General features: G+C 60.6%; 10 protein-coding genes. 4 read left to right on the forward strand and 6 right to left on the reverse strand.

The window, feature by feature from the left end:
- Positions 1-201: 201 nt before the first annotated feature.
- Positions 202-1,488 (reverse strand): serine hydroxymethyltransferase, encoded by a 1,287-nt coding sequence (glyA, locus tag GOB85_RS02630; protein WP_173576000.1) that lies wholly within the window; start codon positions 1,486-1,488, stop codon positions 202-204.
- Positions 1,489-1,715: 227 nt separating this feature from the next.
- On the opposite strand from glyA, the gene GOB85_RS02635 reads away from it, so the two are divergent.
- The 4 genes from GOB85_RS02635 (at position 1,716) to GOB85_RS02650 (ending at position 6,288) form a co-directional block, all read left to right on the forward strand.
- Positions 1,716-3,167 carry an APC family permease gene (locus GOB85_RS02635; protein ID WP_173575999.1) on the forward strand — a complete coding sequence of 484 codons (1,452 nt, stop codon included), beginning with the start codon at positions 1,716-1,718 and terminating at the stop codon, positions 3,165-3,167.
- 501 nt (positions 3,168-3,668) lie between these two features.
- A complete protein-coding gene (locus GOB85_RS02640) occupies positions 3,669-4,517 on the forward strand; it encodes an SDR family oxidoreductase (protein WP_173575998.1) in 849 nt (282 codons plus the stop codon).
- A 526-nt stretch (positions 4,518-5,043) separates the two neighbouring features.
- A complete protein-coding gene (locus GOB85_RS02645) occupies positions 5,044-6,042 on the forward strand; it encodes an NAD(P)H-quinone oxidoreductase (protein ID WP_173576089.1) in 999 nt (332 codons plus the stop codon).
- 78 nt (positions 6,043-6,120) lie between these two features.
- Positions 6,121-6,288: a hypothetical protein gene (locus tag GOB85_RS02650; RefSeq protein ID WP_173575997.1), complete on the forward strand. Its 168-nt coding sequence runs from the start codon at positions 6,121-6,123 to the stop codon at positions 6,286-6,288.
- Positions 6,289-6,295: 7 nt separating this feature from the next.
- Here the strand turns inward: GOB85_RS02650 and GOB85_RS02655 are convergent, their stop codons facing one another.
- From GOB85_RS02655 to GOB85_RS02675, 5 genes are all read right to left on the reverse strand, one after another.
- Positions 6,296-8,920 carry a TonB-dependent receptor plug domain-containing protein gene (locus GOB85_RS02655; protein WP_173575996.1) on the reverse strand — a complete coding sequence of 875 codons (2,625 nt, stop codon included), beginning with the start codon at positions 8,918-8,920 and terminating at the stop codon, positions 6,296-6,298.
- Positions 8,921-9,243: 323 nt separating this feature from the next.
- Positions 9,244-10,725 carry a xylulokinase gene (xylB, locus tag GOB85_RS02660; RefSeq protein ID WP_173575995.1) on the reverse strand — a complete coding sequence of 494 codons (1,482 nt, stop codon included), beginning with the start codon at positions 10,723-10,725 and terminating at the stop codon, positions 9,244-9,246.
- Between the two features lie 213 nt (positions 10,726-10,938).
- Entirely contained in the window at positions 10,939-11,820 is an 882-nt protein-coding gene (gene yghU / locus GOB85_RS02665; RefSeq protein ID WP_456304239.1) for a glutathione-dependent disulfide-bond oxidoreductase, read from the reverse strand.
- A 14-nt stretch (positions 11,821-11,834) separates the two neighbouring features.
- Positions 11,835-12,161 carry a glutathione S-transferase C-terminal domain-containing protein gene (locus GOB85_RS02670; RefSeq protein WP_242011238.1) on the reverse strand — a complete coding sequence of 109 codons (327 nt, stop codon included), beginning with the start codon at positions 12,159-12,161 and terminating at the stop codon, positions 11,835-11,837.
- A complete protein-coding gene (locus GOB85_RS02675) occupies positions 12,145-12,321 on the reverse strand; it encodes a hypothetical protein (RefSeq protein WP_173575994.1) in 177 nt (58 codons plus the stop codon). Before GOB85_RS02675 ends, GOB85_RS02670 begins: the two co-directional genes overlap by 17 nt.
- Between the last annotated feature and the right edge of the window lie 3 nt (positions 12,322-12,324).

Below are 12,324 nucleotides of genomic sequence, written 5' to 3' on the forward strand. Positions count from 1 at the left end.
CGTCCCCCGAAGCAATGGCATGGTATCATCGATGGATTCCGGAAACCGCCAGTGGCCGGACAGCGTCATCCATCGTCACATTTTCCTAAAAGCCGTCACAGCCAGACGGCACAAAAAAACGGCCGGACCCCACACAGGACCCGGCCGCTCCACACCCGAAAAGAACCAGCCCCGGAACCACCCGGCCCGGAGCCGCCACCCTCACTTATAAATCGGGAACTTCGCACACAGCGCCTTTACATGCTCATGCACCGCGTTCTCAACCGCCGCATCGCCTTCACCACCGGAAGCCGCAAGCGCCGTCAGCACCTCGTCAATCATCTCGCCCACCGCACGGAACTCCGCCTCGCGGAACCCACGTGCCGTCGCCGCCGGACTGCCCAGACGAATGCCGGACGTCACCGCCGGCTTCTCCGGATCAAACGGAACAGCGTTCTTGTTCGCCGTAATCCCCGCCCGCTCCAGCGCCTTCTCGGCAATCTTGCCCGTCACCTTCTTCGGACGCAGATCCACCAGCAGCAGATGACTGTCCGTGCCACCCGTCACGAGATCGAATCCGCGCTCCACGAGAACCTCGCCCAGAACCTTCGCGTTCGCCGCAACAGCCTTCTGATACTCAGCAAACTCCGGACGCAGCGCCTCACCAAACGCCACAGCCTTGCCCGCAATCACATGCATCAAAGGACCACCCTGCAAGCCAGGGAACACCGCCGAATTGATCTTCTTCGCCAGCGCCTCATCATTGGTCAGAATCAGACCACCACGCGGCCCGCGCAGCGTCTTGTGCGTCGTGCTCGTCACCACATCCGCATACGGAACCGGGCTCGGATACAGACCCGCCGCCACCAGACCGGCGAAATGCGCCATGTCCACCATCAGCTTCGCGCCAACCTCATCCGCAATCCTGCGGAACCGCGCAAAGTCGATCACCCGCGGATAGGCAGAGCTGCCGGCAACAATCAGCTTCGGCCTGTGCTCACGCGCCAGCACTTCCATCTCGTCATAGTCCAGCAGCCCGTCCTGACGACGCACGCCATACTGAACCGCATTGAACCACTTGCCCGAATAGTTCGGCGCCGCGCCATGCGTCAGATGCCCGCCCGCCGCAAGACTCATGCCCAGAACCGTGTCACCCGGCGACACAATCGCCATGAACGCCGCCTGATTGGCATTCGCGCCGGAATGAGGCTGTACATTGGCAAAGCCCACGCCGAAAATCTGCTTCACGCGCTCAATCGCGAGAACCTCGACCTTATCGACATCCACACAGCCGCCATAATAACGACGCCCCGGATACCCCTCGGCATATTTGTTGGTCAGAACACTGCCCTGAGCCTCAAGAACGGCCAGCGACGCCATGTTCTCACTGGCGATCAGCTCAATGCCATCCTGCTGGCGAACCAGCTCCTCCCCGATCGCAGAGGCGACTTCCGCATCAACCTCACTGAGGGGGGCCCGAAAAAAACGATGCAGATCCGTCTCGCTCACTTGCAAAATCCCTGTTTCGAGCTTCAGCCACGCAGCAAGGCCCGCAAATCAGCCAGGGCACCTCTTGCCGACGGCCCGCTTGTAGCCCTTTCATGCAGGGAAAACTACCGCATAACCGACCGAAAACAACGCCCCCCGCGACAGACAGACCCACAGCGGCTATTCACCCCCGCAACAAACACATCGTAACAAACACCCCGAAACACACATCCGGAGACTCCGCCTCCATGCCACAACCGACGAGACCGTCCGCCCTGAGCACCCTTTTCCGCCTCAAACCGATCACAAACGCGGATGACAGCGGCCTGAAACGCGTGCTCGGACCCGCCAGCCTCGTCGCCCTCGGCGTCGGCGCCACCATCGGCGCCGGCCTCTTCTCCCTCACCGGCATCGCCGCCGGCGATAACGCCGGCCCCGCCGTCGTCCTGTCCTACCTCATCGCCGCCATCGCCTGCGGCTTCGCCGGTCTCTGCTACAGCGAACTCGCCAGCATGATCCCCGTCTCCGGCAGCGCCTACTCCTACGCCTACGTCGCCATGGGCGAACTCGTCGCCTGGATCATCGGCTGGGACCTCGTGCTCGAATACGCCGTCGGCGCCGCAACCGTCTCCGTCAGCTGGTCAGGCTACGTCACCTCACTCCTCGCCGGATGGGGCATCCACCTCCCCGCCCGCCTCACCGCCTCACCCTTCGAAACCGTCACCCTCCCCGACGGCACCACAGCAGCCGGCCTCGCCAACGTCCCCGCCGCCTTCATCATCACCATCGTCTCCCTCCTCCTCATCCGCGGCACCTCGGAATCCGCGAAGGTCAACGCCGTCATCGTCGTCATCAAACTGTCCGTCATCGCCGCCTTCATCGGCTTCGGACTGCCCTATATCGACACAGCCAATTACCATCCCTTCATCCCGCCCAATGAAGGCACCTTCGGCCATTACGGCTTCTCCGGCGTCATGCGCGCCGCCGGCACCATCTTCTTCGCCTATATCGGCTTCGACGCCCTCTCCACCGCCGCCCAGGAGACAAAGAACCCGAAACGCGACATGCCCATCGGCATCATCGGCAGCCTCCTCGTCTGCGTCGCCGCCTACGTCACCTTCTCCTTCGTCCTCACCGGCATCGTGAACTATAAGGACATGATCGGAGACGCCGCCCCCGTCGCCACCGCCATCGACAGAACCCACGTCACCTGGCTCAAACTCGCCGTAAAAATGGGCATCATCGCCGGCTTCACCTCCGTCCTCCTCGTCCTCCTCCTCGGCCAGAGCCGCGTCTTCTTCGCCATGTCAAAAGACGGCCTCCTCCCGCCCGTCTTCAGCAAAACCCACAAACGGTTCCACACCCCCTGGCTGTCCAACCTGTTCTTCATGGTCATCACCGGCGCCCTGGCCGCCTTCCTGCCCATCTCCGAACTCGGTCACATGACCTCAATCGGAACCCTCCTCGCTTTCACCATAGTCTGCGCCGGCGTCCTCATCCTCCGCACCCGCGCCCCCCACCTGGAACGAAAATTCCGCGTCCCTGGCGGCCCGGTCATCCCCGTCCTCGGCATCGTCTCCTGCCTCACCGTCATGGCCTCCCTCGACAGTCTCACCTGGCTCCGCCTCATCGTCTGGCTCGCCCTCGGCGCCATCGTCTATTTCGGCTACAGCCGCCGCCACAGCCTCCTGAACCGCTGAAAAATCATAACGCCCGTTAGCGTCACTTCCCCGCACGTCCCCAGGGCTCTGCCCAAACCCGGCAGGACCTCAGACTCCTGCACCCCGATTGATTAATAATAAAATGGTTTCCAAAGGCTCTGTTGTCGTTACGTGTTGATCTGTGATTTTTCAAAGGGTTGGCAGAATCCGGGCTCTGCCCGAACCCGGCAGGGACCGCAGGCCCCTGCACCCCGATTTATTCATGATAAAATGGTTTCCAAAGGTCTGTGACCTTTGGTGGGTTCCAGGGCAAAGCCCTGGGAAGAAGCCAGCACTTAATGACAACAGAGCCACAAACTCCTGCTCCCCCACATCGGAAAACATCCCCCTCAGACGCACTGAAACAGTTCGCGCACCCAACGTCGCGCAACAGTCTCCGCATCCCACACTGAACCATCCCGCCCCCCGCATGTTAAAAGTCCTGATGCCGTTGCAGGAAAAGACGAAAGCGGTGTCAGTCCACCATCGCGGAGTCACATCATGACAACAGGCACCATCCTCATCACCGGCGCCGGAACCGGCTTCGGCAGAGAAGTCGCACTGCGCCTCGCCGAACACGGCCACGACGTCATCGCCGGTGTTGAAATCGTCGCCCAGATCAAAACCCTCCAGGACGAAGCAAAACTGCGCAACGCAAAACTGCGCGTCGAAAAACTCGACGTCACCTGCCCCGCTGACCGCCACAAAGCCTCCGCCTGGAACATCGACGTGCTGCTGAACAACGCCGGCATTTCCGAAGGCGGCTCCATGGTCGACATCCCGGCCGAAAACCTGCGCCGACAGTTCGAGGTCAACGTCGTCGGCCCCGCCCTGCTCACCCAGGTCTTCGCCAGAAAAATGGCCGCGCGGAAAACGGGAAAAATCGTCTTCATGTCGTCCGTCGCCGGCCTGACAGCCGACCCGTTCGCCGGCGCCTATTCCGCGTCCAAACACGCCATCGAAGCCATGGCCTCAGCCCTGCAACAGGAACTGCGCGAATTCGGCGTCGAAGTCGCCACCATCAACCCGGGCCCGTTCCTGACCGGCTTCAACGACCGGATGTTCGAAACCTGGAAAAGCTGGCCCGACGATCCCTCAGAACGCCTCTTCGATTACACAAAGATCGCCTTCCCTCACGAACAGTATGACCCCGAGCCGGTCTTCGAAACCACCATCGGCGTCCTGACGGGCAAGATCGACACTTACAGAAACGTCGAACCCAAAGACATCATTAGCCAGCAAAAGGAACAGCTTGAAGCTCTCTGGACACTCCGCTCAACCAGTGACCTCGGAAAGCGGGCCGGTCTCGTGCAGAAAGCTTATGATATCAAGCCCGGCACACCCGTCTGAAACAATACGGTCAGGCCCTTCCCGCCCCGGAACCGCGAAAAGCCGAACCCATCAGGACCACGGCGCAGAAAAACATGCTTCATTATACCCGAGGTTGTGAGGACTGACTTGTCGATGAGAATATCCGGGCTCTGCCCGGACCCGGCAGGGACCGCAGGCCCCTGCACCCCACTCTGCTGATCATAAAATGGTTTGCAAAGGCGAGCCTTTATCAGGTTCCAGGGCAGAGCCCTGCCAGTCCCGCACCCATCAACCTCACACAGGCCAAAGGCCAGACCCTCTGGTATTACCCACCACCCCATGAGCAGTTGTCCGTGCAACAGCTTCGAAGCGACTGCTCACCCCCCTGCGCACGCGCGCCAGACCGCCACGCTGTCCCGCAATCCGCCAGTCACAGCAGCCATCAGACCAGTCCTCATGCTTCTGTGATCGTGCCATCCGAAAAAAACGATGTATTTCCAACTCTCCAGCCGGACACATTCAGCCAGGACAGGACAAAATGATCGGACAAAAGCTCCCCTCCGACATGCAGGCCATCGTCTTCGACGCCCCCGGTCCCCCCTCCGTGCTGCACCTCGCCCAAGTCCCGCTCCCCATCCCGGCTGAAGGCGAAGTCCTCGTCAGAGTCCATGCCAGCGGCGTCAACCGCCCCGACATCATGCAGCGCAAGGGCCTCTACCCCCCGCCCCCGGGCGCAAGCCCGCTTCTGGGCCTGGAAATCGCCGGCGAAGTCGTCGCAACCGGCCCCGCAGCCCGCGACATCCCCTTCCCCGCAAAAGGCTCCCTCGTCTGCGCCCTCACCAATGGCGGCGGATACGCTGATTACTGCACCGTCCCCGCCGGACAATGCCTGCCCTGGCCAACAGGATTCGACGCCGTCAAAGCCGCCGCCCTGCCGGAAACCTTTTTCACCGTCTGGTCCAACCTGTTCACGACCGCCCGCCTCCAGCCCGGTGAGCGCGTGCTCATCCACGGCGGCGCCGGCGGAATCGGAACCGCCGCCATCCAGCTCGCCAGAGCCTTTGACGCCATCCCCTACGCCACAGCCGGCAGCAAGGAAAAATGCCAGCTCTGCGAAAGTCTCGGCGCCACAAGCATCAATTACAACGAAGAGGATTTCGTCGCGAAGCTCCGTGACCTGACCGACGGCAAAGGCGTCAACGTCATCCTCGATATCCTCGGCGGCAAATACCTGGACCGAAACCTCCGCAGCCTCGCCAGACACGGCCGCCTGATCCTCATCGCCCTCCAGTCCGGCGCGAAGGCCGAAAACGTCGACATCTCCGGCATCCTGACAAAAAACCTGACGATCGAAGGCACGACCCTCCGCCCCCGCAGCGCCGCATACAAAGCCGCCATCGCCCGGGATCTTCTCGAAAATGTCTGGCCCAGGCTGGCATCCGGCGAAATCGCCCCGCTGATCCACGCCACCTTTCCGATCAGCGAAGCCGCCGAAGCCCACACCCTCATGGAAACAGGCTCCCACTCAGGAAAAATCGTCCTGCTCCATCCCGCCAGCCAATAGTCCGATCAGCACCCCCGGCTCCGTCTCCCCGGAGGCGCACCCACCGGCAGCTTTTGAAAACTCTGCTGTCATTAAGCAATGACTCTTTCCCAGGGCTCTGCCCTGGAACCCGGCAAGCTGTTCCGTCACAAAGCTGTCCGCCCCGGCCCCGCCATCGACATCATTGCGATCCAGCGCAAACACCCGCAATTCATCCGGGAACAACACGTGCTCACAACGATGCAGCCGCAAAGCCGCTCCGCATAACAGAGCCTCAGAACGTCGCGTTCACACGCCCGTAGTAATACCCTCCCGTAATCGGAACCTGCATCGACGACTGATCGTAAATGTAAGCCCCCAGATAATTCACGCTCTGCGGCACACGACGCGGACGAATGTTGAACACGTTGTTCCCGCCAGCCGCGACATGCCAGTTCTTGCTGAACCGATAGCCAATCTCAAGATCCGTCAGCCAGCGCGGCGAGTTTTTGAACTGATAGAAATCTGTAACGCTGTACTGAAGCGCCGTCGGAGCCCAGTCCTGATAGCTCATCATGTTCGTCGTCTCACCATAACGGGTCTGACGAATGTTCACATCCCATTTCCCGACCGTATAATACGCATTCAGAATAATCTTGCTGCGCGGATAGGCCGTCGTGATGTAGCCGATATTGGCCGCGTTCAGCAGCTCCGCGCCGTTCGTGCCAATGCCATTGTGATGCAGACGCGTGCGGTTGAGATCCAGCGCCATACTCAGCATCAGATTGCCATATCGCTTCAGATGAAACGTATAATCCGCATTGATGTCGAGACCCTGCGTTCGTGTGCTGGCCCCGTTCGACAGATAATAAGCCTGAATGTTGTCCAGAGAGGCATCATTGACCGGCGGCGTGAAACCCATCGACTGAATGGCGGCAATGGCCGAAAGACCACTCACCGTGCCACCCTGCACAATCCGGTCACGGATGTTGATCTGATAAACATCCGCCTCAACATGAAAACCACTGACAGGCTCAACCACAATACCACCCGAAGCATTGGTCGAACGCTCCGGCTTCAGCCCCGGCGCCCCCAGACTCCGCGCCGCATCCGAATCAGCCGCGAGCAGTCCCGAAGCACCGTTCGGTGACACATTCATCGCGCTGTAATGCTCCTCCGCCAGCGTCGGCGCCCGAAAGCCGGTGCTGATCGTGCCGCGAACCGCAATCCGCTTCGTAATGTCATACCGCGTCGAAATCTTGCCATTCTCAGCATTCCCCACATCGGTGTAATGCTCGAAACGGCCCGCGAAATCGACTTCCCAGTTCTTCAGGAAGTGAAAATCACCATCAATATACCCGGCCCAGATATTACGATACCACGCCCCCGCGTTCTGCGGCGCCAGACCGGCAAACCCCTGCGTGCCACCCAGAGCATAAGACGCCGGATTACCCGCCCAGATCTGATAGGATTCCATCCGGTGCTCAGCCCCGAACGCCAGAACCATCGGCACCGTATGCGCAATGTTGAAATTACGGCGCAGATCAAGATTGTTCGTCCACTGCGCCATATTGAAACTCTCAGCCCGAACATCCGTCGGACTGTACCCACATCCCGCAACGGAATAATTCGCGCCCGCCGCGGGATCTGTCGAACAGGTGGACTGCAAAATCCCGGTATTCACCGTGTTCTTGTTGCCAACCTTGTTGTAATCCGCGCCATAAGTGGACGAAATATCCCAGCCGAAACCAAAAAGACTGTCCCCCTTCGCCCCGACCGTCGCGGCATAATCGTTTTCTTCCGCCGTCTCCGTCGGCGTAAACCCCCACGGCCAGTAAGACAGCGCGACACCACCGCCAACGTTCGGCACCCGATAGTTCTGATACGTCTCGGCATGGCGATGCGCATAGATAATGTTGCCATAGAACATCACGTTCTCATTGAGCGGCTTGCCCCAGTCGAGACCAAAATTCTCGCGGGTTTCCTCCGCCGTGCTCAGCACCCTGTTCGATGTCGCCGGAATGTGTGCCCCCGTGCTCACATAAGACGCAACATCATGGTCCTCCGGCTGGGACGCCACCAGCCGATGGTCCCGCACATTCTTCGGCACCATGTGATCGGTATGATACATCTGCCCGTAAAGATGCAGATAACCATCATCGCCAAGTTTCATGCCGCCATCGGCATTGAACTGATACTGCCACCCGTCGCCATTATAGGCATTCGCGCCGGTCTGCGCCGACATATTCAGACCATGATCAGTCTTTTTGGTGATGATGTTGACCACGCCCGCAATCGCATCCGAGCCATACATCGCCGCCGCGCCGTCTTCCAGCACCTCGATATGGTCGATCATGTTCGCCGGCAGCATATTCAGATCAACACCGGTCGTGCCAAAATTCGGACCCGACGTCGCCGTAAACGTCGTCGAGGTATGGCGGCGCTTGCCATCCACCAGAACAAGAACCTGATTGGAACTCAGCCCGCGCATATGAATCGAGGAAACCAGAGCAGCCGCATCCGTCCCCATCGCCTCAACATTGATGGACGCATACGTGCGCGTCAGCGCATCCGCCAGATTCACCATGCCGGACCGCTGCAACACCGCCCCCGTCAGCACCTTCACAGGGCTGATGCTCTGGCGCGCGCGACGGTTCGCACTGTGCGTGCCGGTGACAATCACCGCCTCATTCGCATCTGAGGCATAATGAGCCGGACGCGGCAGCGACCGCGCCGGCACAGCCGCCGTTGTCGCCGTCGCCGCCCCGGCCGCATGTGCGCCGGCATGACCCGCAACCGGCTTGTGAATCCGGCTATGAATCGCCGTTTTCTGCACCTCCGCAGCCAGCGCCTTTGTCGCCATTCCGGACACTGGAATCGCAAGAAACGTTGCAGTGAGAAGTATTTTACGGGACGTCATGTGCGGCAGCCCCCTGATGATCTGAGTGTTTGTTACCCCCTGAGCGAATATGAGCCATGCTCGTTACGCAACGATAAAGTTACGATACAATACAGATAATCAGTATTTTGTTGTTTTCAGGTAACAGATTTCACGAATAGAAATACCATGAAATAACACCGTAATAACCCGGCAAAAAACACCTCTCCTAGCAGCAACACTCCGACTTAATACACACAGACAGCCAGTAACCCGACAACATATGATTCCGGCCCGGACAATCCCCCGGACCACACCCTGATACCCACACAACAAACCCCGGCCTCAGAACGCCACCCGAAACCTCACTCCTCCGCACCCGCATCTTCCTTCGCCACCAGCCCCCGCACCGCCGGATACAACGCCCGATACCGCGGCAACACCGCCGCATAAGCCTCCCGCAACACCGGGTCAGGCAACACCGTCTCCACCCGCTCCGGCGCCCCGCACACCACTGCCGGAGCCTCCCCCGTCACCGCCATCCGCGCCAGCCGCGCAGCCCCGAACGACCCGCCCCGCTCCCCATGCTTCAGCCGGTGCAAAGGAAGATCCAGAACAGCAGACAAAATCCGCACCCAGCGCGCACTCCGTGACCCGCCGCCAATCACATCCGCCTCCGTCAGCACAGAGCCGGACTCCCGCAGCCCGTCCAGCGCATCCCGGAACGAAAACGCCACCCCCTCCAGAACCGCCTGCGTCAGCGCCGCCCGCGTCGTGTCCTGCGATAACCCCAGAAAACCACCGCGAATCTCCGGATCATTATGCGGCGTCCGCTCCCCCGACAGATACGGCAGAAAAATCGCCTCCGACGGACGCTCAATCCGCTCCGGCAACTCCTCCAGCAACGCCGCCTCATCAACCCCCGTCACCCGCGACCACCACACCAGCGACGCCGCAGCCGACAGCGTCACCCCCATCTGATGCCAGGTCTGAGGAATCGCATGACAAAACGCATGAATCGCCGACCGCGTCCCCAGCCGCAACCGATCCGTCGTCACCCACAAAACCCCTGACGTCCCCAGCGACAAAAACGCCGACCCGGGTGCAATCGCCCCGATCCCCACAGCCCCCGCCGCATTATCCCCGGCACTCCCCGCCAGAACCGGCGGCTCCCGCCAGCCCCACTCCGAAGCCAGATCCCGCACCACACGCCCCGCCGGGTCCGTCCCCTCACACAGCACCGGCATCGCCGCCTCGCTCAGACCACACACCGCCAGTGCCTCGTCCGACCAGCGCCGCGCCCCAACATCCAGCCACAACGTGCCCGACGCATCGGACATGTCCTCAATCATCTCCCCCGTCAGCCGATACCGCACCCACGCCTTGGGCAGCAGCACATGCCGCACCGCCGCAAATACCGCCGGCTCATGCTCCGCCACCCACAGCAGCTTCGGCGCCGTAAAACCCGGCATCGCAATATTCGCACACACCTCGCGACTGCGCGGAAACCGCCGCTCAATCTCCGCACACTCCGCCCCGGACCGCAGATCGTTCCACAAAATACAGGGCCGCAGCACCCGCCCGCCCTCGCCCAGCAAGACCGCCCCATGCTGCTGACCGGAAAGCCCGATCCCCCGCACCGCCGCAAACGCCACAGGCTCAGCCTCGCGCAACGCCGCAAAACACCGCAGCACCGCTCGCCACCAGTCCTCCGGGTCCTGCTCGCTCCACCCCGGATGCGGCCTGCTCACCGTCAGCCCCTCCGTCCGCGACGCCAGAACCTCCTGCGCCCCGTCCACCAGCACAGCCTTCACACCCGAAGTCCCGAGATCAATCCCGATATACATTCCGTTATCCTGACAACAGCTTTCCCGGATACAAAACCACGTTTTCATCCGTCACGCACAGACGCCACGCATCGTGCGACCAGAAATTGACAGGACTGTGACGCACCGGACAATCACCCCTCGCAAAGGTTCGGCAATGACACACCTGACGGATTGATCACCCAATGGCAGCCAGGAGGGCCGGGCTTCACAGGTTTTGTCACCGCATCGGAATCATGCTTTATCAGCAAGCCGATCCTGCGTTTTCGTCTCAAAATCGGAAGCCTCATGTCGTTCGTGTAACTGACTGGAAAGCTCTCCGAACGTCCGATTGACCATGCGTCCACGCCGGACGGCGGGCCGTTCCAGAAGCCGGTCTGCCCAGGCCCTGAGATGGGAATAGTCCTGCACGCTCAGGAATGTGGCGGAATCATTATAGAGCCAGCCTTCGACCAGGCCCCCATACCACGGAAAAATCGCCATATCAGCGATCGTGTAATCATCACCAGCTATGAAAGGACTTTCCGCAAGGCGCCGGTCAAGCACATCCAGCTGGCGTTTCGCTTCCATGGCAAAACGATTGATCGCATATTCGATTTTCTCTGGTGCGTAGGCATAGAAATGCCCGAAACCGCCGCCGAGATAGGGTGCGCTTCCCACCTGCCAGAACAGCCAGTTCAGACAGGCCGTCCGCCCCGCCATATCCTTCGGGATGAAGGCACCAAATTTTTCAGCCAGATACAGCAGGATCGATCCGGATTCGAAAACGCGCAGAGGCTCATGGCCACTATGGTCAACAAGCGCCGGAATTTTGGAATTCGGGTTGACCTCCGTAAAGCCCGACCCGAACTGGTCGCCTTCGCCGATGCGGATAAGCCACGCGTCATATTCGGCACTGGCATGGCCCGCGGCAAGCAGCTCTTCCAGCATGATCGTGATCTTCACGCCGTTGGGTGTGCCCAGAGAATAGAGCTGGAGCGGATGGCGGCCGACAGGAAGCGGGCGCTCATGAGTGGCCCCGGCTGTCGGGCGGTTCGTACTGGCGAACCTGCTTCCGTCGGGAACCGTCCATGTCCAGATCCGGGGTGGTACGTACTCAGGTGATCCGCTCATCATACTGTCCTTTCCGGCTATGCGGGGAAACTTATCGGATACATGGCGCGACGGGCATCCTCGTCCATGGTGACCTTAAACGCATGCCCGTCCATGATGGCGTGCGCCTGCGAAATGGCAGGGCGCGCATTCATCATGTCCATGAAGCGGGCAAGTCCGGACCAGCGCGCAAGCGGCCTGCCGGCGCCCTTCATGACCCGCGCTGCCCGTTCGAGCCAGCCCCATGCTGACATGTCCGCAATGGTATAACGATCACCGACTATGAAAGATCGACCCTCAGTATGATCATTCAGCACCTGATAATGTCGTTCGGCTTCACGGCGATAGTCAGTCCGGCAGCGCAAAACGCAGGCCAGAGCTTGCAGCGACGTTATTGTGCGTATCGGACAGGATCGGGGCCAATATCACGAGGACGGCATGAAGCGGGCTACCGGTGGCCTGCAAGGCGTATATACCGTTTACGACCGCTTGTCCGGTCGTTGCGCGCAGGAATGGACCGAACATCGG

Origin of the sequence: Acetobacter fallax (assembly GCF_011516735.1) — a bacterium.
Lineage (GTDB): Bacteria > Pseudomonadota > Alphaproteobacteria > Acetobacterales > Acetobacteraceae > Acetobacter > Acetobacter fallax.